This window comes from Methylopila sp. Yamaguchi (assembly GCF_002897035.1).
Classification (GTDB): Bacteria; Pseudomonadota; Alphaproteobacteria; order Rhizobiales; family Methylopilaceae; genus Methylopila.
The window spans coordinates 24,435-44,192 of record NZ_BAUX01000003.1 but is presented as its reverse complement, the minus strand read 5'-3'; the positions used below and the strand labels follow the sequence as shown (position 1 = coordinate 44,192).

At 70.1% G+C, this 19,758-nt stretch carries 19 protein-coding genes and 1 pseudogene; 12 read left to right on the top strand and 8 right to left on the bottom strand.

Translation table 11 applies throughout. From position 1 onward, the window contains the following. Nucleotides 1-34: 34 nt before the first annotated feature. Together METY_RS04435 and METY_RS04430 are read right to left on the bottom strand one after the other, a co-directional pair. Nucleotides 35-1,105 carry a GNAT family N-acetyltransferase gene (locus tag METY_RS04435; protein WP_103120182.1) on the bottom strand — a complete coding sequence of 357 codons (1,071 nt, stop codon included), beginning with the start codon at nt 1,103-1,105 and terminating at the stop codon, nt 35-37. 165 nt (nt 1,106-1,270) lie between these two features. Beyond that, nucleotides 1,271-2,995: an ATP-binding protein gene (locus METY_RS04430; RefSeq protein WP_103120181.1), complete on the bottom strand. Its 1,725-nt coding sequence runs from the start codon at nt 2,993-2,995 to the stop codon at nt 1,271-1,273. A gap of 134 nt (nt 2,996-3,129) precedes the next feature. Here METY_RS04430 and greA point away from each other — a divergent pair, with 134 nt between their 5' ends. Further along, nucleotides 3,130-3,609 carry a transcription elongation factor GreA gene (greA, locus tag METY_RS04425; protein ID WP_103120180.1) on the top strand — a complete coding sequence of 160 codons (480 nt, stop codon included), beginning with the start codon at nt 3,130-3,132 and terminating at the stop codon, nt 3,607-3,609. A gap of 6 nt (nt 3,610-3,615) precedes the next feature. Here greA and METY_RS04420 read toward each other — a convergent pair whose 3' ends face one another. Continuing rightward, complete coding sequence (locus METY_RS04420; protein WP_103120179.1) at nt 3,616-4,365, bottom strand: HugZ family pyridoxamine 5'-phosphate oxidase; 750 nt, start codon at nt 4,363-4,365, stop codon at nt 3,616-3,618. Between the two features lie 136 nt (nt 4,366-4,501). On the opposite strand from METY_RS04420, the gene METY_RS04415 reads away from it, so the two are divergent. The 5 genes from METY_RS04415 to METY_RS04395 are packed head-to-tail and all read left to right on the top strand — an operon-like array spanning nt 4,502 to nt 8,379. Continuing rightward, complete coding sequence (locus METY_RS04415) at nt 4,502-5,212, top strand: response regulator transcription factor (protein ID WP_103120178.1); 711 nt, start codon at nt 4,502-4,504, stop codon at nt 5,210-5,212. 38 nt (nt 5,213-5,250) lie between these two features. Further along, nucleotides 5,251-7,044 (top strand): sensor histidine kinase, encoded by a 1,794-nt coding sequence (locus tag METY_RS04410; RefSeq protein WP_103120177.1) that lies wholly within the window; start codon nt 5,251-5,253, stop codon nt 7,042-7,044. Next, nucleotides 7,041-7,637 carry an HPr kinase/phosphorylase gene (locus METY_RS04405; protein WP_103120176.1) on the top strand — a complete coding sequence of 199 codons (597 nt, stop codon included), beginning with the start codon at nt 7,041-7,043 and terminating at the stop codon, nt 7,635-7,637. Before METY_RS04410 ends, METY_RS04405 begins: the two co-directional genes overlap by 4 nt. After that, nucleotides 7,634-8,035 carry a PTS sugar transporter subunit IIA gene (locus tag METY_RS04400; RefSeq protein WP_020186711.1) on the top strand — a complete coding sequence of 134 codons (402 nt, stop codon included), beginning with the start codon at nt 7,634-7,636 and terminating at the stop codon, nt 8,033-8,035. The genes METY_RS04405 and METY_RS04400 overlap by 4 nt, the downstream gene beginning before the upstream one ends. Nucleotides 8,036-8,088: 53 nt before the next feature. Continuing rightward, nucleotides 8,089-8,379 carry an HPr family phosphocarrier protein gene (locus METY_RS04395; protein ID WP_103120440.1) on the top strand — a complete coding sequence of 97 codons (291 nt, stop codon included), beginning with the start codon at nt 8,089-8,091 and terminating at the stop codon, nt 8,377-8,379. 3 nt (nt 8,380-8,382) lie between these two features. Here the strand turns inward: METY_RS04395 and cysW are convergent, their stop codons facing one another. The 3 genes from cysW to METY_RS04380 form a co-directional block, all read right to left on the bottom strand. Next, entirely contained in the window at nt 8,383-9,219 is an 837-nt protein-coding gene (gene cysW / locus METY_RS04390) for a sulfate ABC transporter permease subunit CysW (RefSeq protein WP_103120175.1), read from the bottom strand. Next, nucleotides 9,216-10,040: a sulfate ABC transporter permease subunit CysT gene (gene cysT / locus METY_RS04385; RefSeq protein WP_103120174.1), complete on the bottom strand. Its 825-nt coding sequence runs from the start codon at nt 10,038-10,040 to the stop codon at nt 9,216-9,218. The genes cysW and cysT overlap by 4 nt, the downstream gene beginning before the upstream one ends. Before the next feature lie 175 nt (nt 10,041-10,215). Then, entirely contained in the window at nt 10,216-11,226 is a 1,011-nt protein-coding gene (locus tag METY_RS04380) for a sulfate ABC transporter substrate-binding protein (RefSeq protein WP_103120173.1), read from the bottom strand. Between the two features lie 368 nt (nt 11,227-11,594). Here METY_RS04380 and METY_RS04375 point away from each other — a divergent pair, with 368 nt between their 5' ends. The 6 genes and pseudogenes from METY_RS04375 to METY_RS04350 all read left to right on the top strand — a co-directional run bounded on the left by METY_RS04375 (nt 11,595) and on the right by METY_RS04350 (nt 17,685). Then, nucleotides 11,595-12,239 carry a phosphoribosylanthranilate isomerase gene (locus METY_RS04375; protein WP_103120439.1) on the top strand — a complete coding sequence of 215 codons (645 nt, stop codon included), beginning with the start codon at nt 11,595-11,597 and terminating at the stop codon, nt 12,237-12,239. A 30-nt stretch (nt 12,240-12,269) separates the two neighbouring features. Then, nucleotides 12,270-13,502 (top strand): tryptophan synthase subunit beta, encoded by a 1,233-nt coding sequence (gene trpB, locus METY_RS04370; RefSeq protein ID WP_103120172.1) that lies wholly within the window; start codon nt 12,270-12,272, stop codon nt 13,500-13,502. Next, complete coding sequence (gene trpA, locus METY_RS04365; RefSeq protein ID WP_103120171.1) at nt 13,499-14,332, top strand: tryptophan synthase subunit alpha; 834 nt, start codon at nt 13,499-13,501, stop codon at nt 14,330-14,332. Before trpB ends, trpA begins: the two co-directional genes overlap by 4 nt. A gap of 27 nt (nt 14,333-14,359) precedes the next feature. Continuing rightward, nucleotides 14,360-15,308: pseudogene (gene accD / locus METY_RS04360) on the top strand (acetyl-CoA carboxylase, carboxyltransferase subunit beta); the annotation flags it as partial. Continuing rightward, nucleotides 15,307-16,626, top strand: a complete 1,320-nt coding sequence (locus tag METY_RS04355; RefSeq protein ID WP_103120438.1) for a bifunctional folylpolyglutamate synthase/dihydrofolate synthase — start codon at nt 15,307-15,309, stop codon at nt 16,624-16,626. The pseudogene accD and the gene METY_RS04355, both read left to right, overlap by 2 nt. An 87-nt stretch (nt 16,627-16,713) precedes the next feature. After that, complete coding sequence (locus tag METY_RS04350) at nt 16,714-17,685, top strand: TAXI family TRAP transporter solute-binding subunit (RefSeq protein ID WP_103120169.1); 972 nt, start codon at nt 16,714-16,716, stop codon at nt 17,683-17,685. A 110-nt stretch (nt 17,686-17,795) separates the two neighbouring features. Here the strand turns inward: METY_RS04350 and trxA are convergent, their stop codons facing one another. Beyond that, complete coding sequence (gene trxA, locus METY_RS04345; RefSeq protein WP_020186722.1) at nt 17,796-18,116, bottom strand: thioredoxin; 321 nt, start codon at nt 18,114-18,116, stop codon at nt 17,796-17,798. 220 nt (nt 18,117-18,336) lie between these two features. Beyond that, complete coding sequence (gene ahcY / locus METY_RS04340) at nt 18,337-19,743, bottom strand: adenosylhomocysteinase (RefSeq protein WP_103120168.1); 1,407 nt, start codon at nt 19,741-19,743, stop codon at nt 18,337-18,339. Nucleotides 19,744-19,758: the final 15 nt, after the last annotated feature.

Below are 19,758 nucleotides of genomic sequence, written 5' to 3'. Positions count from 1 at the left end.
ACCTGCGGCTGGTCGGGGCTGGCGACGAGCGGCCTCAGGACGCCCGACGGCCGGCGTCGCCGCCGTAGTAGTCGACGTAACGAGGGTTGATCAGCGCTCGCGGCATCACGATCAGCACGTCGGTGGTGCCGAACTGGCGGTCGATCACCGCTCCGTCGCCGATGAAGGCGCCGAGCCTCAGATAGCCCTTGATCAGCGGCGGCAGCGCCTTGAGCGCCGCCCGCAGATCGATCGCCTCCCTGGGCATCAGGTTCATGCCCGTCCGGCGTTCGGGAAGCGCGGCCGCGCTCCACTCCGCGGGGGCTGCGTGGAAGTGGTGGAGGTAGGACAGCGGAAGCGCGAGCCGCTCCGGGTCGCAGCCCTCGAGGCTCGCGCAGCCGATCATCACGTCGACGTCGTGGGCCTGCACGTAGGCCCAGATGCCCTGCCACAACAGCTCCACCGTCCGCTTGTCGCGGTAGGCCTTCTCGACGCAGGAGCGGCCGAGCTCCAGGAACGACAAGCCCCTGTGGCGAGCGACGAGATCGTCGATCGCGAACTCGCCCGAGGTGTAGAACCCGAAGGCGCGGTCCGCCGCCTCCTGCCGAAGCAGGCGGTAGGCGCCGACCACCCGCGGCTTCTTCTTGAAACCCTTCGGCTTGAACGGCGCGGCGGCCTCGCCGAAGGCGCGGGCGAACTCCGCGCCCTTGCCCTCAAGACCCTTCAATTCAAATCCCTGCAGCCCGAGAAGCGCCTTGGCGGGCTTCGGCCGCGGGGTGTGGTCGAGCACGAGCAGGTGGTCGCAGACGGCGTCGTAGGCGTCCATGTCGCGCCGCGCGAGCCGCGCCAGCGGGTCGGCGACGGCCGACAGCTCCTTGTAGAACACCTCGTAGCGCAGCCGCTGGGCGCGCTTCACGTCTCGGGGGCGTTCGGCGAGCCGCACCTCGAGCTGGCCGATGCGCCCGAGCGGCTTGGGCATGGCGTCGGCGGAGGCTTCGAGCGCGGCGCGGCTCGGCGTCAGGTCGAACGGGAAGCCCTTTCGCTTGGGCAAACCGGCCGCGTGATGGGACCGGAAGCGCCCGACAAGCGAGGGAGCGCCGGCGCGGGGAGCACGGACGATGGACATGCGGGCGTGGCCTCTTGCGGACCGGCGAGGTTTGGACCGCGCCTCGGGACGGGCCGCCCGTCAGGGCCGGCCTAGGGCCGCAACCGGCCCTTCCCTCACATCACCATAATCCGCGGACGCCAATGTGACAACGCAACCGCCGGAACGCCTTGGCGAATTCCCGACTCACGCCACGCGGGCCGCGACCGCCGCCTGAACCGCAAGCAGACCTTCAAGGGCGCGGGCGTCGAGCGGTTTGGCGAGCAGATCGTCCATGCCGGCCTCGAGCGCCGCGGCGCGGTCGGCCGTCGAGACGTTCGCCGTCAGCGCGACGACAAGCGCCGGCCGCCGGTCGCCGGCGCGCTCGATCGCGCGCAGCCGACGGGCGCAGGCGAGACCGTCGAGGCCCGGCATCCGGATGTCGACGAGCGCGGCGTCGAAGGTCTCCCCTTCAAACGCCGCCACGGCCTCAAGCCCGTCCTGGACCCTCACCACCGCGTGGCCGAGCCGCGAAAGATGGGCCACTGCAATGAGAGCGCTGACCGGGTCGTCCTCGGCCAGCAGCACCTTCAGGCCGCGCGCGCGAGGGAAGCTGACGGCCGGGCGGGTTTCCACCGGAACCTGCTCGCCGAGCGGCCGCGGATCGTTGAGACGGCTCGTGAGCGACGCCGCCCGCACCGGCTTCACCAGATAGCCGTCGAAGCCGTCGGCGACGAGGGCCGGCAATTCGCGGCGGTCCAGCGGCGTCAGCAGGGCGAGCGTCTTCTCGGCGCCGCCGAGACGGGCCGCGGCGGCGAGGTCGCTGGCGCGCGCCTGGATCGCGCGGTCGATCACCACGGTGTCCGCCTTGAACCGGCGGACGCGGGCCGCGAAGTCGTCCGCCGGCTCCGGCGCGACGAGCCGGGCCTCTGCGCCCCATTCCGCGAGCTTCTCGACGAGCCAGGGCCCGCCGAACGGAGCGTTGGACACCACGAGCAGACGGCGGCCGGCGAGGCTCGCCTCGGGCTGCGGCGCGGGGGCCGCCGCGGCCGCCGGCAGCGTGAGCGTGAAGACCGCGCCCTCGCCCGGCCGGCCATCGGCCGTGAGCCGACCGCCCATGGCGGCGGCGAGCCGCGCGCTGATGGCGAGGCCGAGGCCGGCGCCGCCGGCGCCCGGATCGGCGTCGCCGCGCTCGAACTCCTCGAACAGGCGCTCGGCGTCCGAAGGTTCGAATCCGGGGCCGGTGTCGAGCACCGTGAAACGCAGCCCGTCGCCGGTGGGGTCGACCCGCAGGCCGACCCCGCCCTCGGTCGTAAACTTCACCGCGTTGCCGGCGAGGTTGAGCAGGATCTGTCGAACGCGCGCCGCGTCGCCGACGACCATCGCCGGCCCCTCGACGGCGACGCGCACGGCGAGGTCGAGTCCCTTGGCCTGCGCGCGCGGCGCCAGCAGCTCCGCCACGCCCTCGACCACCTCGGCCACGTCGAAGGGCGCGGTCTGCAGCGCCACTCGGTCCGATTCGATGCGGGAGAGGTCCAGCATCTCGTCGACCAGCGCGAGCATGCCCTCAGCGGAGGTCTTCACCGCCGTGGCGTAGGTGCGCTGCTCGGCGGCGAGCGGCGTGCCGAGCAGAAGGTCCGTCGCGCCGATGACGCCGGAAAGCGGCGTGCGCATCTCATGGGTGACGGTGGCGAGAAAGCGCGTTTTGGCCTCGGAGACCGCAGCGGCCCGCTGCTTGGCGCTGTCGACCGCGCGGACGCCCTCGGTCCGCGCGCGCTCCTCGCGTTCCTGCGCCGCCCAGACCGCGTCGCGCAGGCTCTCGGCCTCGATTGCGGCGTCGGACAGCCGCCGGCGAAGCGTCCAGCATCCGCCCGCCGCGACCAGCGCGACGGCGCCCGTGACGGCGAACAGCGCTTCGACCTCAAAGCTCATGCGCAACCTCCCCGCCCCGCGTCCCAGCGCAGGCGCCTTCGATCCTAGGACGCCGGCCTTGCGGAACTCTTGACGGAGGCCCACCTCGCCGGCTTGCCTAAGCGTTTCCCCGAAGCGTCACACACAGAGCAGCGATGAGCGTCGCCTTCACAAAAGAGCAGGAGAACGAGGCGACCGCCGCCGACCTGCCGGACCGCCCGATCTCGCCGCATCCCAATCTCGTGACGCCCGAGGGCCTGCGCCAGCTCGACGCGGCTTTGGCCGAAGCGCGCGCCGCCTACGCCGCGGCGCAGGCGACGGGCGACATCCAGCAGGACCGCACGGCGATGGCCCGCGCCACCCGCGACCTGCGCTACTACTCGGCCCGCCGCGCCAGCGCCGAGCTGATCGAGCCGGCCGCGAACCCAGACACCGTCACCTTTGGCGGGACGGTGACCTTCGACCGCGAGGACGGCCGCCGGCAGACCTTCCGCATCGTCGGCGAGGACGAGGCTGACCCCGCGAAGGGCTCCGTCTCTTATGTCTCCCCGCTCGCCCGCGCGCTGATGGGGAAGACCGTCGGCGACGCCGCGACCGTTGCGGGCGGCGAGGTGGAGATCGTTGCGATCGGTTAGGCGGCCTTAGCCGCCCCGCGCCTTTGCGACCAGCGCCACCAGCTGCTTGCGCACGTCGCCGGCCGTCGTCGCAGGCGCGTCGAACGGCAGATAGGCGGCGCGTCCGTCGAGGGCGATCTCGCAGCCAAGCGGATCGACGCCCTCGAAGCGCCAGTCGCCGTCCGGCAGGCCGAGCAGCTTCGTGGCGTAGAGGCGGGTGGCGTCGGCATGGTCCTCGTTCATGTGCGCGACGATCCCCTCCTCCGCCGCGATCAGCCCCTCGGCGCCGGCAAGGTCCGTGCGCAGATCGTCCCAGGCCAGGTCGACGATGCGCCCGAAGCCGGCGACGAGGTGCGCGCCATGAGGCTCCAGCCGGAGCATGCGGAAGTCCGAGAAGCCGACATACATCGCCGATTCGGGCTGCCGCGCGAGCCAGCGGGCCTTCTGCTCGGCCTTGTCGACCTGGACGCAGGCGCCGAACAGCGTGACCCGGGGATGGGCGAGCGGATCGCCCGCGCCGACGTCGGCGCAGAGCAGGCTCGCGCGGGGGTCGCTCGCGAGATTGTGCGTGTGGCGGGCGAGATCGGACACCAGCAGCAGCGGCGCGCCGTCAGGCGCGGTCGCTACGGCGACCAACGAAACGTAGGGAGCGCCGTTGCGCCCGAGCGTCGCCAGGCTGGCGCGACGGGCGGACCGGAGCAGCCCGCGAGCGACCGCAACCGGATCGAAACCGGGACCGGCGGCGGGCTGCGGCGTGGCGGGTGCGGCTGTGGTCATCGGCGCGGGGCGCTCCGTTCCTGCGGGCACCGACCAAGTGGCGCCTTGACAATCAAGTCCAATCGGCGCGTCCGTCACATTTAGGCCACTTGGCGCCGCTTCATGCGGCGTGGGTTTCTCGACATATGACGGCGACATGCCAACCATTGCTTTGGTCGACGACGACCGCAACATCCTGACCTCGGTTTCCATCGCTCTCGAAGCGGAGGGGTACCGGATCCAGACCTACAACGACGGCGCCGCGGCCCTTGAGGGGCTGAAGACGTCGCCGCCGGATCTTGCGATCTTCGACATCAAGATGCCGCGCATGGACGGGATGGAGCTGCTGCGGCGGCTGCGCCAGAAGTCCGAGCTTCCGGTCATCTTCCTGACGTCCAAGGACGAGGAGATCGACGAGCTGTTCGGCCTCAAGATGGGCGCGGACGACTTCATCCGGAAGCCGTTCTCGCAGCGCCTTCTGGTCGAGCGCGTCAAGGCGGTGCTGCGCCGGGCGGCCGCGAAGGACCCGACGGCGCCGGGCGCCGTGGCCAAGGGTCCCGACAGCAAGGCGCTCGAGCGCGGCCTGCTGATGATGGACCCCGAACGTCACACCTGCACCTGGAAGGGTGAGCCGGTGACGCTGACGGTCACCGAGTTCCTGATCCTGCAGGCGCTGGCGATGCGTCCGGGGGTGGTGAAGAGCCGCAACGCTCTGATGGACGCGGCCTATGACGACCAAGTCTATGTCGACGACCGCACCATCGACAGCCACATCAAGCGGCTCCGTAAGAAGTTCAAGTCGGCGGACGACGACTTCGACATGATCGAGACGCTGTACGGCGTCGGATACCGCTTCAAGGAAATCTGAGCGGCGGCCCGCCGGGCCGCGTTCGGACGGACAACGGAATGAGCGTCGACGCGGAACGGCCGGACGAGATCGCGACGGTCGACGCCGACGACGACGCCGCGCGTCCCTCGCTCAAGCAGCGCGCCAAAGCTGCGCTGCTCGCGCTGCGGATGCTGGGCTTCTCCAGCCTGACGCGCCGCATCGTCATCCTGAACCTCGCCGGCCTCGTCGCGCTGCTGTCGGGCATCCTCTACCTGAACCAGTTTCGGGCCGGGCTGATCGACGCGCGCGTGCAGAGCCTGCTGATCCAGGGCGAGATCATCGCCGGCGCGATCGCCTCCTCCGCCACCGTCGACACCAACCAGCTCTACGTCGACCCGGACCGGCTGCTGGAGCTTCAGGCCGGCGAAAGCGCCTCGCCGAACGAGGAGGGGCTGACCAGCCTCGAATTTCCGATCAACCCCGAGCGGGTCGCGCCGGTGCTACGCCGACTCGTGACGCCGACGCGCACCCGCGCCCGCATCTACGACCGCGACGGCGCGCTGCTGCTGGATTCCCGCTCGCTTTACGCGCGCGGCGACATCCTGCGCTTCGACCTGCCGCCGCCGCAGACCCGCGAGCCCACGCTCATCGACCAGGCGGTCCGCACCGTGAAACGGTGGTTCCGGCGTTCGGACCTGCCGGTCTACGAGGAGATCGGGGCGTCCAACGGACGGGCCTACCCCGAGGTCAAGCGCGCGATCTCCGGCACGCCGGAGAGCATCGTGCGCGTGAACGACAACGGCGAGATCATCGTCTCGGTCGCGGTGCCAATTCAGCGCTTCCGCGCCGTCACCGGCGTGCTGCTGCTCTCGACCCAGGGCGGCGACATCGACGCCATCGTGCAGGCCGAGCGGTTCGCGATCGTCCGCGTCTTCCTGGTGGCCGCGGCCGTCATGGTGGTGCTGTCGCTGCTGCTCGCAAGCACGATCGCCGGCCCGGTGCGCAAGCTCGCCGACGGGGCCGAGCGGGTGCGCAACGGCGTCCGGCGGCGGGCCGAGATCCCGGACTTCACCAACCGCTCCGACGAGATCGGTCATCTCTCCGGCGCGCTGCGCGACATGACCAACGCGCTCTACGCCCGGATGGAGGCGATCGAGCGCTTCGCGGCCGACGTCGCGCACGAGCTCAAGAACCCGCTGACGTCGCTGCGCTCGGCCGTCGAGACGCTGCCGCTCGCCCGCAACGACGACTCGCGCCAGCGCCTGCTCGGCGTGATCGAGCACGACGTGCGCCGGCTCGACCGGCTCATCAGCGACATTTCCGACGCGAGCCGGCTCGACGCCGAACTCCAGCGTCAGGACACCGAGCCGGTGGACGTGGTGAAGCTGCTCACGACGGTGATCGACATGCAGAACAGCGTCACCCGGGACGACGGCGTCGCCGTCGCGCTCACGGTCGCCGACGCGGCCCAGGGCCGCGACGCCTATCTCGTGCTCGGCCACGATTCGCGGCTCGCGCAGGTCGTGACCAACCTGATCGACAACGCGCGCTCGTTCTCGCCCAAGGGCGCGACGGTGCGGGTCCTCTGCCGCCGCTCCAAGGCCTCGGTAGAGATCGTCGTCGAGGACAGCGGCCCAGGCATTCGGCCGGACGCCGTCGAGAAGATCTTCGAGCGCTTCTACACCGACCGGCCGGACCAGGGGTTCGGTCAGAACTCCGGCCTCGGCCTGTCGATCTCCCGGCAGATCGTGGAGGCGCACAATGGCCGCATCCGCGCCGAAAACCGGGTTCGCAAGCCCGTCCACGAGGGGGACGAGCCCAAGATCCTGGGCGCGCGCTTCGTCGTGCGTCTGCCGGCGGCGCTGGCATGAGCGCGCCCACGAGCCACGCCAGCGTCGTGGTGATCGGCGAAGCCGGCGTGCTCGTCCGCGGAGCCTCGGGCGCCGGCAAAACGACGCTCGCGCTCACGCTGTTGCGCGAGGCAAAGCGCGAGGGCCTTTTCGCCCGCCTCGTCGCCGACGACCGCGTGCGGCTGACGACGGTCGGCGGCCGCCTGATCGCCGAGGCGCCGGAGGCGATCGCCGGGTTGGTGGAGGTGCGGGGCCTCGGCGTGGTCCCCGAGACCTTCTGTCCTTCGGCGGTCGTACGCCTGGTGGTTGATCTCGGCGTCGCCGCTGCCCGCTCTCCCGAGGCGGAGGAGCTTCGCACGGAGGAGGAAGGGGTCCCGCTGCCGCGACTTCCGGTCGCAGGAGGCGATCCCGGCGGCCTCATGCTGGCGTGCCACGCCATTTTGCGCATGCTGTCGCACGCGGGTTGTGGCGGCTCCGCACTTGCGTTCGCGCCGCAACATGAAAAACTGCCTCTTCCGGCGCCGTCGGCGCCTCTTTTCAGGTCGATCGGCGACGGCCCGCCGCCCGACGACCTCGACCCGGAGCGCAAACGAGCTTGCGCGGAGACTGCATGATAGGCCTCGTACTCGTAACCCATGGGCGGCTCGCCTGTGAGTTTCGTTCCGCGCTCGAGCACGTCGTCGGACCCCAGGGCCAGATCGCGACCATCACGATCGAGCCCGAGGACGACATGGAGCTGCGTCGGGGCGACATCATCGCCGCGGTCCGCGAGGTCGACACGGGCGATGGGGTCGCCGTCCTGACCGACATGTTCGGGGGCACCCCGTCGAACCTGGCGATCTCCTGCATGGAGGGCCGCAAGGTCGAGGTCATCGCCGGCATCAACCTGCCGATGCTGATCAAGCTTGCGAGCGTCCGCTCCGACCTTCCGCTTGACGCGGCGGTGGTGCAGGCGCAGGAGGCGGGGCGCAAGTACATCAACGTCGCGAGCCGCGTGCTCTCGGGCAAATAGGCTTTCCCCTTTCCTCCCTTTCCCAGAGTGTGATGGTCCAGGACGCCGCCGCAATGATCGAGACGAGCGACAGCCGCGTTTCTTGCGAGCTCCCGATCATCAACAAGCGGGGTCTGCACGCTCGCGCCTCCGCGAAGTTCGTCCAGGTCGTCGAGCGGTTCAACGCGGACGTGCGCGTGAGCCGCGCCGGCGAGACGGTCGGCGGCACCTCGATCATGGGGCTCATGATGCTGGCTGCGGCGCCGGGCACCACGATCTACGTCGAGGCCAAGGGCGCAGACGCGGAAGAGGCGATCGAGGCGATCGCGAGCCTCGTCGCGAACCGCTTCGGCGAGGACGAGTAGGCCTCAGCCGGCCCTGTCGGGATCCATCCGCTCGACGACCAGCTTAGCCACGATGGTGAGCAGCGCGATGCCGGCGAGCACCGTCGCCGCCGCGAAGGCCCCGGGCGCGTTGTAGTCCTGGTACAGCAGTTCGATCTGCAGCGGCAGCGTGTTGGTCACCCCACGGATCGAGCCCGACACCACCGACACCGCGCCGAATTCGCCCATCACCCGCGCGTTGGTCAGCACGGCGCCGTAGAGCAGCGCCCAGCGGACGTTCGGCAGCGTCACGCTCCAGAGCGTGCGCCAGCCCGAGGCGCCCAGCGACAGCGCCGCCTCCTCCTCGTCCGAGCCCTGCTGCTGCATGACCGGCAGAATCTCGCGCGCCACGAAGGGCGCGGTGACGAACAGGCTCGCCAGCACGATCGCGGGGTAGGCGAACATCACCTTGATCCCGAGCGCATCGAGCGTCGGCCCGAACCACCCCTGCGCGCCGTAGACGAAGAGATAGGCGACGCCGGCCACGATCGGCGAGATCGAGAACGGCAGCTCCACCAGCGCCGTCAGCAGGCCCTTGCCCGGGAATTCGAACTTCGCGATCGCCCAGGCGGCCGCGATCCCGAAGGCGACGTTGACCGGAACCGCGACAAGCGCGGTCAGCACGGTGAGGCCGATCGCGTGGACGGTGTCGGGCGCGGCGAGGTTCGACAGATAGATGCCGAGACCGGCCTTAAAGGCCTCCACGAAGATGATCAGGAGCGGCCCGACGATCAGCAGCGCAGCGCCGAGCATGACGAAGGCGAGCAGCGCCGGCCGGAAGACCGGCCCGTCGCCGACGCGGGGGCGACGCTTCGCGCTCATGCCGCCGACCTCGTCCAGCGCAGGCTCCAGAGCTGGATGGCGTTCACCGCCAGCAGCATCAGGAACGCCGCGCCGAGCATCACGGAGGCGATCGCGGCCGCCGCCGGGTAGTCGTACTCCTCCAGGCGGATGAACACGAGCAGCGCCGCGATCTCGGTGCGAAACGGCTGGTTGCCGGCGATGAAGATCACCGCGCCGAACTCGCCGAGCGAGCGGGCGAAGGCGAGGCTGCACCCGGCGAGAAAGGCCGGGAAGATCGCCGGGAAGATCACGCCGGCGAAGATGCGGGCCTGACCGGCCCCGAGCGTCTCGGCGGCTTCCTCGACGTCGGCGGTCAGATCCTCGAGCACCGGCTGCACGCTGCGCACCACGAACGGCAGGCTGGTGAAGGTCATGGCGGCGACGATTCCGAGCGGGGCGTAGGCGACCTTGATCCCGAGCGGCTCCAGAAACTGCCCGTACCAGCCGTTGCCGGCGAACAGCGCGGTGAGCGCGACGCCCGCCACCGCGGTCGGCAGCGCGAAGGGCACGTCGACCAAGGCGTCCAGCAGGCGCTTGCCGGGAAAGTCGTAGCGCACGAGCGCCCAGGCGAGCGCGAGGCCGAACACCGCGTTGATCGCGGTCGCGCCGAGCGCAGAAAAAACGGTGACGCGGAAAGCGGCGAGCGCGCGGTCGCCGGTGACGACCGTCACGAACCGCGCCCAACCGAGGTCCGCCGCCTGCCAGACGAGCGCCGCCAGCGGCAGCAGCACGATCACGCCGACGTAGAGCAGCGTGCAGCCCATCGCGAGCCGGAAGCCGGGGAGGATCGTGCGGGGCATACGGGCTCGCTGGAAACCCTTCCGCGCCCGACAGGCTCGGAAAGGGCAGGATGAAACGCGTCACCCTCCGGCTTGACCGGAGGATCCGTGTTCGGCGTCGAGCTTTACGGCCGGTTCGGGCCCTCCGGTCAAGCCGGAGGGCGCCGCGGCGCGGTGTGCGGTAGGCGCGGGGCCTTTAGCGCCCCACGAACAGCTGGTCGAGCTTGCCGCCCGACGCGAAGTGGACGTCGTTCGCTTTCTTCCAGCCGCCAAACACGGCGTCGACCGTCAGAAGCTCGACCTTGGGGAACTGCGCTTCCGTCGCGGCGGTCACCTTGGCGTCGCGCGGGCGGTTGTTGAAGGACGCGATGATCTCCTGCGCCTTGGGCGAATAGAGCCACTCGAGATAGCCGGTGGCGACCGCGCGGCTGCCGCGCTTGTCGACCACCTTGTCCACCACCGAAACGGGGAAGTCCGCGAGCAGGCTGACCGGCGGCACCACGACGTCGACCTTGTCGGCGCCGTACTCCTTCTTCACGGCGGCCGTCTCGGCCTCGAAGGTCACCAGCACGTCGCCGATGCCGCGCTCCACGAAGGTCGTGGTCGCGCCGCGGCCGCCGGTGTCGAACACGGGCACGTTGGCGAGCAGCTTCTTTACGAAGTCGTCCGCCTTGGCCTCGTCGCCGCCGTAGGCCTTCAGCGCGAAGGCGTAGGCCGCGAGGTAGGTGTAGCGGGCGTTGCCCGAGGTCTTCGGGTTCGGGAACACCACCTTCACGTCCGAGCGGACGAGATCGTCCCAGTTCTTCACGCTCTTCGGGTTGCCGGCGCGCACCACGAAGGCCGGCAGCGAGAAGTAGGGCGAGGCGCCGTTCGGCAGGCGCGTGCGCCAGTCCGAAGCGACCGCGCCCTTATCGGCCAAGAACTGCACGTCCAGCTCCTGGTTGAAGGTCACCACGTCGGCGTCCAGCCCCTCAAGGATCGAGCGCGCCTGCTTGGAGGTCCCGGCGTGGCTCTGGTTGACGGTGATCTCGGTCCCGGACTTCGCCTTCCAGTCCGCGGCGAAGGCCATGTTCAGCGCCGCATAGAGCTCGCGGCCGACGTCGTAGGAGGCGTTGAGGATCGTGGTCGGCTCCGCGGCGCGGGCCGGGGCTGCGGCGAAGGCGGCGAGGCCGAGCGCGAGAACGGCGCGGCGGAAGAAGGCGGCCATGGCAGGCTCCGATGCGGCGCGGGCGCGCCGTGCAAGAGGGTCGCCGCCGCTGTCACGGAGGGACCGGGACGGCGGATATAACAATCCACTGCATGTTTGTCGACTTTATATACAAATCCAGTTGTGCGACGTGTTTTGTCGTTTCGCCTGCAGTCCTGTCGTGCCGACGGTCGCCGGACCGATGTTTCCGACAGCGTCGCCGGAGCGCTCGCCCAGATCCCTAAGCAGGCGCCCGACCTCGCCGGCCTACGCGCCGCCGGGGCGCGCTGCGACAGGGCTGGCCGTTCGCGGCGATTGACGTTGCGCGGGCGAACGCCGACATGCGAAGCCAAGCCGCCGGCGGAGGCGCCGGCGTGAAAGGGCCCGCGATGTCGGTCGAGATCAAGATCTGCGGTCTGTCGGACGAGGCGACGCTCGACGCCGCTCTCGACGCCGGCGCGAGCCATGTGGGATTCGTCTCCTTTCCAAGGAGCCCGCGTCATGTGACGCCAGACCGCGCGCGCGATCTTGCGCGGCGAGCCCACGGCAGGGCCGGGATCGCCCTGCTCACCGTCGACGCCGACGACGCCGCGTTGGCGGCGCTCGTCGAGGCGGTCGATCCCGCCGTTCTGCAGCTCCACGGTCACGAGACGCCGGAGCGGGCGGCGGCGGTGAAGGCCCGTTTTGGCCGCGAGGTCTGGAAGGCGGTCCCGGTCGCGACCGCCGAGGACCTGGCTCTCGCGTCCGCCTACGCCGGCGTCGTGGACCGGGTGCTGTTCGACGCCAAGCCCCCCAAGGGGGCGGACCTGCCCGGCGGCAACGGCGTCGCCTTCGACTGGGACCTCCTTGCCGCGCTTGACCCCAGCCTGCGCTTCGTGCTTTCCGGAGGACTTACGCCCGAGAACGTGGCCAAGGCCGTTGCGCGCACCCGCGCGCCCGCGGTCGACGTCTCCTCGGGCGTGGAGAGCGCCCCCGGCGTCAAGGATCCGGAGCGCATCCGGGCGTTCGTCCGCGCCGTACGATCGGATGGCTGACCGCACACGCGCCAGCCGTCGCGCATCTTGATGAAGGCTTCGTCCGTGACCGAACATGCCCTGCCGAATTCGTTCCGCACCGGCCCCGACGAGCGCGGCCGGTTTGGAATCTATGGCGGCCGTTTCGTCGCCGAGACGCTGATGCCGCTGATCCTCGAGCTCGAGAAGGAGTACGAGGCGGCGAAGAAGGATCCAGCCTTCCACGCCGAGATGGCGTCCTACCGCACCCACTACATCGGCCGGCCGAGCCCGCTCTATTTCGCCGAGCGCCTGACCGAGCATCTCGGCGGCGCGAAGGTGTACCTTAAGCGCGAGGAGCTGAACCACACCGGCTCCCACAAGGTGAACAACGTCCTCGGCCAGATCCTGCTCGCCCGCCGCATGGGCAAGAAGCGGGTGATCGCCGAGACCGGCGCCGGCCAGCACGGCGTCGCGACCGCGACGCTCTGCGCCCGCTTCGGGCTCGAATGCGTGGTGTTCATGGGCGCGGTCGACGTCGCGCGGCAGGCGCCCAACGTGTTCCGCATGAAGATGCTGGGCGCGACCGTGGTGCCGGTGCAGTCCGGCGCGCGCACGCTGAAGGACGCCATGAATGAGGCGCTGCGCGACTGGGTCACCAATGTCGCCGACACCTTCTATTGCATCGGCACCGTCGCCGGCCCGCACCCCTACCCCGGCATGGTGCGCGACTTCCAGTCGGTCATCGGCGACGAGACCAAGGCGCAAATGCAGGAGCTCGAAGGCCGCCTGCCCGACAGCCTGATCGCCTGCGTCGGCGGCGGCTCGAACGCCATCGGCCTGTTCCATCCCTTCCTCGACGACGCCGACGTCGCGATCTACGGCGTGGAGGCCGCCGGCCACGGCCTGACCCAGCTGAACGCCGCCTCGATCGCCGGCGGCCGCCCCGGCGTGCTGCACGGCAACCGCACCTACCTGCTGATGGACAAGGACGGCCAGATCGAGGAGGGCCACTCGATCTCCGCGGGCCTCGACTATCCCGGCATCGGGCCGGAGCACGCTTGGCTGAACGACATCGGCCGGGTGAAGTACCTCTCCGCCACCGACGACGAGGCGGTCTCGGCGTTCCAGCTGCTGTCGAAGCTCGAGGGCATCATCCCGGCGCTTGAGAGCGCGCACGCCATCGCCAAGGTGGTCGAGCTCGCGCCCGGCCTGCCGAAGGACCACCTGATGGTCGTCAACCTCTCCGGCCGCGGCGACAAGGACGTGCCGCAGGTGGCCGAGCTTCTGGGAACGAGCCTGTGACGACCCGCATCGACGCCCGTTTCGCCGCCACAGCCTCCGAAGGCAGGGCCGCGCTCGTCACCTTCGTCACCGCCGGCGACCCAGACCACGCGACCTCGCTCGCGATCCTCAAGGCGCTGCCGAGCGCGGGCGCGGACGTGATCGAGCTCGGCGTGCCCTTCACCGACCCGATGGCCGACGGCCCGGCGATCCAGCAGGCGGGCCTGCGCGCGCTGGCGGGCGGCGAGAGCCTGGTGAAGACGCTCGACCTGGTGCGCGCCTTCCGCGCGGACGACGACGCGACGCCGATCGTGCTGATGGGCTACTACAACCCGATCTACGTCTACGACGTGGAGGCCTTCCTCGCGGACGCCAAGGCCGCCGGCGTCGACGGCCTGATCGTCGTCGACCTGCCGCCGGAGGAGGACGAAGAGCTCTGCCTCCCCGCGCTCAAGGCCGGCCTCGCCTTCGTCCGGCTTGCGACCCCTACGACCAACGACCTGCGGCTTCCCGCCGTGCTCCAAAACACCTCAGGTTTCGTCTATTACGTCTCGATCGCAGGCGTGACCGGAACGGCGACGCCTGATTTCGACGTGGTGACCGGAGCCGTGCAGCGCATCAAGCGCCACACGGCCCTGCCCGTCGCCGTCGGCTTCGGCGTGAAGACGCCCGAACATGCGGCGGCGATCGCGAAAGGCGCGGACGGCGTGGTGGTCGGCTCGGCTCTGGTCGACGCCGTTCGCGGCTCGCTCGACGCCGAAGGCCACGCAACCGCCAAGACCGTGTCCGCAGTGACGGACCTCGTCGCGGCGCTCGCCGCCGGGGTCCGCTCGGCCCGCGTCGCGGCCTGACGCTAAAACGGGAGGCGCAAGGCCCCGATGAACTGGCTCGTCAACGTCGTACGTCCCAAGATCAACAACCTCTGGCCGCGCAAGGACGCGACGCCGGAGAACCTGTGGATCAAATGCCCCGAGACCGGGCAGCTCGTGTTCCACAAGGACGTGGAGGCCAACGACTGGGTGATCCCCGGCTCCGGCTACCACATGCGCATGGGCGCGAAGCAGCGGCTTGCGGCGACGCTCGATCCCGGGTTCGAGGAGATCGCGCTTCCTGATGTCGCAATCGACCCGCTGAAGTTCCGTGACGAGAAGAAATACGTCGACCGGCTCAAGGACGCGCGCACCAAGACCAGCATGACCGACGCCGTGAAGGTGGCGGTCGGGACGATCGAGGGCGCGCCGGTGACGGTCGTCGTGCAGGACTTCGAGTTCATGGGCGGCTCGCTCGGCATGGCGGCCGGCGAAGCGATCGTCCGCGGGCTCGAGACCGCCGCCGAGCGCGGCACCCCCTGCATCCTCTTCGCGGCCTCCGGCGGGGCGCGCATGCAGGAGGGCATCCTCTCCCTCATGCAGATGCCGCGCACGACCGTCGCGGTGCAGATCCTGCGCGAAGCGAAGAAGCCCTACATCGTGGTGCTGACCAACCCGACCACGGGCGGCGTCACCGCCTCCTACGCGATGCTGGGCGACGTCCACATCGCGGAGCCCGGCGCGCTGATCGGCTTCGCGGGCCCCCGGGTGATCGAGCAGACGATCCGCGAGAAGCTCCCGGACGGGTTCCAGCGCTCGGAATACCTGAAGGACCACGGCATGGTGGACATGGTCGTCCACCGCAAGGACCTGCGCGCGACGCTCGCGCGGCTGTGCCGCCTGTTGACCAAGCAGCCGAAGGACGACGGTCGCGCTCTCGCCGCGCCGGAGCCGGAGGAGGCTCACGCCGGACCCGTTCCGGCGTGAGCCCCGCGCCCGCCCGGCAGCAGACGTCGGTGGAGATCAGCGACGCCATCCTGGCGCGTTTCCTCGCGCTGCACCCGAAGGAGATCGACCTCTCCCTCGGCCGGACCCAGCGTCTGCTGGCCGATCTCGGCCATCCGGAGCGGGCGATGCCGCCGGCGATCCAGATCGCCGGCACCAACGGCAAGGGGTCGACCACGGCCTTCCTGCGGGCGATGCTGGAGGCCTCCGGCCGCTCCGTCCACGTCTACACCTCGCCGCATCTCGTGCGCTTCCACGAGCGCATCCGGCTCGGCTCCGCCGACGGCGGACGCTACGTCGACGAGGACCGGTTGGTCGCGACCTTCGACGAGGTCGAGCGCGTCAACGCCGGCCGCGAGATCACGCTGTTCGAGATCACCACCGTCGCGGCCATGCTGCTGTTCGCGCGTTCGCCCGCGGACGTGCTGCTGCTGGAGGTCGGGCTCGGCGGCCGCTACGACGCCACCAACGTGATCGAGACCGCGCTCGCGAGCGTCATCACGCCGGTGAGCCTCGACCATCAGAAGTTCCTCGGCGACGACATCGCCGCCATCGCCCATGAGAAGGCCGGCGTGCTGAAGAGCCTGACGCCTGCGATTCTCGCCCGGCAGGAGGAGGCCGCCCTCATCGCGATCGAGCGCGAGGCCGCGCGCGTCGCGGCGCCGCTGTCGATATCGGGCCAGGACTGGCAGGCGCGCGAGGAGCGCGGCCGCTTGGTGTTCGAGGACGGCGACGGGCTGCTCGACCTGCCGCTGCCGCGCCTCGTGGGCCGCCACCAGATCGAGAACGCCGGCGCCGCCATCGCGACGCTGCGCGCCCTGCCCGTGCTGAAAGTCGGCGCCGACGCCATTGAGGCCGGCCTTGGCTCCGTCAACTGGCCGGCGCGCATGCAGCGGCTCGCGACCGGACGTCTGCCGACGCTGTTGCCCGAAGGCTCCGAGCTCTGGCTTGACGGCGGGCACAACCCGGACGGGGGCCGCGCGATCGCCTCCACGCTGGCCGAACTGGACGAGCGGTCTCCGAAGCCGATCGTGATGATCGTCGGCATGCTCAACACGAAGGACTCCGACGGCTTCCTGGAGGCCTTTTCGGGGCTCGCCGGCCGCGTCTACTGCGTCCCGATCTCGTCCTCGTCCGCCGCGCGATCCGTCGAGGAGGTGGCCGCCGCGGCCGAACGCGCCGGGCTCGCCGCGGAGGCCTGCGCCACGATCGAGGAGGCTCTGGCCAAGACCGCGCGCGCGGCCGGCGCCGTTCCGCCCCGCGTGCTCATCACCGGCTCGCTCTATCTCGCGGGCGACGCGCTCGGCGCCAACGGCACCCCGCCGCAGTAGACGGCCGCCGTCGCTCTGGACGCTGGCGCTTCGGGTCTTAGCTCTCGTTCCAGACCGCCGATAGGCGCGACAGGGGGACTGAGGCGCATGATCTCTAAGAAGACCTCTCGTCGAGCCGTGCTGCGAGCGATCGCGGCGTCGCCAGCGCTCGGGCTCGCGCCACCCTTTTCCTTCGCGGCGGAGACGCCGCTGCGGCTCGGCACCTCCACGGCGGGCGGCGGCTTCACTCTGTATGGCGAGACGCTGGCCCGGGCGGCGAACGCGCGGGCGGGCGAGACGCTGGTCGTCCCGGTCGGCACCAACGGGACCGCCGAGAATCTCCGATTGCTCGCGGACGGGCGGCTCGATCTCGCCCTCATCCAGGGCACGGCGGCCAGTCAGGCGCTGGCGGCCGAAGACGCGTCGGGGTTGCGGATCGTGTTCGCGATGTACCCGAGCCCCGGCATGCTCGCGGTTCCCCGCGGCTCGCCGACGCGGCGTTTTGAGGACCTGAAGGGGCAGCCTGTGGTCTTTGGCGTGCGGGCGTCCGGGCTGGTGCTTTTGGCCCGGCAGGTGTTCGGCGCGATTGGCCTCGACGTCGACCGCGATTTTCAGGCGGTCTATGTCGGCCAGGCGGCGGAGAGCCCCGAACGCGTGATCGATGGCGAGGCGGCGGGTCTCTGGGGAGCCGGAGAGGGGTGGCCCGGCTTCGCGCGGCTGGCGGCCTCGCCCCGCGGCGCGCGGTTCCTCGGCCCCCTCCCCGAACAGATCCCAAGAATCCTCGCGGCCCATCCCTTCCTGACGGCGATGGCGGCGCCGGCGGGCGCCTACCCCGGGCTCGACGCGGACCTGCCGACGGTCGGCTCGTGGAACCTCATTCTTGGCCGTTCCGATCTCTCCGCCGAACGCGTGCGCGGCTTCGCCGACGCGGTGCACGCCGCGGCAAGGGAACTGGCCGCCGCCTTGCCGCAGGCGGCGATGACGACGGCGGCGCAGACGGCCAAGGCGACGCCTGCGGCGGCCCTGATCCATCCGGGGACCGCGGCTCTCCTGAGGGAGTTGAAGCTGCTTCCCGGCTGAGGCCCGCTTCGTCGCCGCGCCCTCCTGCGCTCACGAAAAAGCCCCCGGCTTACGCCGAGGGCTTTTGTCGTTCACATGCCGTCCCCGGACACTCCGGGATTGGGGTCGATCTAGACCGAGGTCTCGATCCAGCTCACGAGCTTGGACTTCGGAGCCGCGCCGCGCTGGGTGGCGACATGCTCGCCGCCCTTGAACATCATCAGCATCGGAATGGCGCTGATGCCGAAGCGGGTGGCGATCTCGGGGTTCTCGTCGACGTTGAGCTTCACGATCTTCACCTTGCCCGCCATCTCCTCGGAGATCTCTTCGAGCGCCGGGCCGATCGCGCGGCAGGGGCCGCACCACTCGGCCCAGAAGTCGACGACGACGGGCTCGGACGACTTAAGCACGTCCTGTTCGAAGGTCGCGTCGGAAACCTTGGCGGTCGCCATGGGAAACATCCTTATCATCTGGAGCGCCAGCGAAAGGGCCGTCGCGGCCCCTGAGCGCTCTCGTGCGTTGGCGCGAAGGTATGAACAGCGCGCTGGAGCGTCAAGCGAGCGCGGCCCTGCGCCGCGCCCGGCGCAGGGGACGGAGAACGCGGCGCCGCCCCTGGAAGACCGGCCGTCATCCCCCCAGACCCAGCCGGGGGATGACGTCACGGAACTCCGCTCAGTAGCGGTATGTCTCGGGCTTGAAGGGACCGGCCTGCGGCACGCCGATGTAGCCGGCCTGTTTGTCGGAGAGCTTCGACAGCTTGACGCCGATCTTCGCGAGATGCAGCGCGGCGACCTTCTCGTCGAGCGTCTTCGGCAGCACGTAGACCTGCTTGCCGTACTTGCCGTCCTTGTTGTTGGCCCAGAGCTCGATCTGCGCGAGCGTCTGGTTCGTGAAGGACGCCGACATCACGAAGGACGGGTGGCCGGTGGCGTTGCCGAGGTTCACCAGACGGCCCTCCGACAGCACGATGATGCGCTTGCCGTCGGGAAACTCGACCTCGTCGACCTGCGGCTTGACGTTGTCCCACTTGAAGTTCTTCAGCGCGCCGATCTGAATTTCGCTGTCGAAGTGGCCGATGTTGCAGACGATCGCCCGGTCCTTCATCGCGCGCATGTGGTCGACGGTGATGACGTCGACGTTGCCGGTCGCGGTGACGAAGATGTCGGCGCGGGTGGTCGCGTCCTCCATCGTGGTGACCTCGTAGCCCTCCATCGCCGCCTGCAGCGCGCAGATCGGGTCGACCTCGGACACCATCACGCGGCAGCCGGCCTGGCGGAGCGAGGCGGCCGAACCCTTGCCCACGTCGCCGAAGCCCGCGACCATCGCGACCTTGCCGGCCATCATCACGTCGGTGCCGCGGCGGATCGCGTCGACGAGGCTCTCGCGGCAGCCGTAGAGGTTGTCGAACTTCGACTTGGTTACGCTGTCGTTGACGTTGATCGCCGGGAACAGCAGCTCGCCCTTCTTGGCGAGCTCGTACAAGCGATGAACGCCCGTGGTGGTCTCTTCGGTCACGCCCTGGATGGCGTCGGCGTTCTTCGTGTACCAGCCCGGATGGGTCTTGAGGCGCGACTTGATCGCCGCGAACAGGACCTCCTCCTCCTCGTTGGTCGCGCCTTCGAGGAAGGCGACGTCGCCCGCTTCCGCGCGCTTGCCGAGGTGGAGCAGCAGGGTGGCGTCGCCGCCGTCGTCGAGAATCATGTTCGGCGTGCCGCCGTCGGCCCACTCGAAGATGCGGTGGGTGTAGTCCCAGTACTCGGTCAGGGTCTCGCCCTTGACCGCGAACACCGGCGTGCCGTTGGCGGCGATCGCGGCGGCGGCGTGGTCCTGCGTCGAATAGATGTTGCACGAGGCCCAGCGGACGTCGGCGCCGAGGGCCTTCAGCGTCTCGATCAGCATCGCGGTCTGGATGGTCATGTGCAGCGAGCCGGCGATGCGCGCGCCCTTCAGCGGCTGCGACGGGCCGTACTCCTCGCGCACCGACATCAGGCCGGGCATCTCGGTCTCGGCGATCGCGAGCTCCTTGCGGCCCCAATCGGCGAGAGAGATGTCCTTGATGACGTAGTCGGGAGCGCTCATGGGGCTCGTCCTTTC

What these genes read in the sequence shown, in the direction of transcription:
- METY_RS04435 (WP_103120182.1), bottom strand. Translation starts at nt 1,105, where the DNA reads ATGTCCATCGTCCGTGCTCCCCGCGCCGGCGCTCCCTCGCTTGTCGGG.
- METY_RS04430 (WP_103120181.1), bottom strand. Translation starts at nt 2,995, where the DNA reads ATGAGCTTTGAGGTCGAAGCGCTGTTCGCCGTCACGGGCGCCGTCGCG.
- greA (WP_103120180.1), top strand. Translation starts at nt 3,130, where the DNA reads ATGAGCGTCGCCTTCACAAAAGAGCAGGAGAACGAGGCGACCGCCGCC.
- METY_RS04420 (WP_103120179.1), bottom strand. Translation starts at nt 4,365, where the DNA reads ATGACCACAGCCGCACCCGCCACGCCGCAGCCCGCCGCCGGTCCCGGT.
- METY_RS04415 (WP_103120178.1), top strand. Translation starts at nt 4,502, where the DNA reads ATGCCAACCATTGCTTTGGTCGACGACGACCGCAACATCCTGACCTCG.
- METY_RS04410 (WP_103120177.1), top strand. Translation starts at nt 5,251, where the DNA reads ATGAGCGTCGACGCGGAACGGCCGGACGAGATCGCGACGGTCGACGCC.
- METY_RS04405 (WP_103120176.1), top strand. Translation starts at nt 7,041, where the DNA reads ATGAGCGCGCCCACGAGCCACGCCAGCGTCGTGGTGATCGGCGAAGCC.
- METY_RS04400 (WP_020186711.1), top strand. Translation starts at nt 7,634, where the DNA reads ATGATAGGCCTCGTACTCGTAACCCATGGGCGGCTCGCCTGTGAGTTT.
- METY_RS04395 (WP_103120440.1), top strand. Translation starts at nt 8,089, where the DNA reads ATGATCGAGACGAGCGACAGCCGCGTTTCTTGCGAGCTCCCGATCATC.
- cysW (WP_103120175.1), bottom strand. Translation starts at nt 9,219, where the DNA reads ATGAGCGCGAAGCGTCGCCCCCGCGTCGGCGACGGGCCGGTCTTCCGG.
- cysT (WP_103120174.1), bottom strand. Translation starts at nt 10,040, where the DNA reads ATGCCCCGCACGATCCTCCCCGGCTTCCGGCTCGCGATGGGCTGCACG.
- METY_RS04380 (WP_103120173.1), bottom strand. Translation starts at nt 11,226, where the DNA reads ATGGCCGCCTTCTTCCGCCGCGCCGTTCTCGCGCTCGGCCTCGCCGCC.
- METY_RS04375 (WP_103120439.1), top strand. Translation starts at nt 11,595, where the DNA reads ATGTCGGTCGAGATCAAGATCTGCGGTCTGTCGGACGAGGCGACGCTC.
- trpB (WP_103120172.1), top strand. Translation starts at nt 12,270, where the DNA reads ATGAAGGCTTCGTCCGTGACCGAACATGCCCTGCCGAATTCGTTCCGC.
- METY_RS04350 (WP_103120169.1), top strand. Translation starts at nt 16,714, where the DNA reads ATGATCTCTAAGAAGACCTCTCGTCGAGCCGTGCTGCGAGCGATCGCG.
- trxA (WP_020186722.1), bottom strand. Translation starts at nt 18,116, where the DNA reads ATGGCGACCGCCAAGGTTTCCGACGCGACCTTCGAACAGGACGTGCTT.
- ahcY (WP_103120168.1), bottom strand. Translation starts at nt 19,743, where the DNA reads ATGAGCGCTCCCGACTACGTCATCAAGGACATCTCTCTCGCCGATTGG.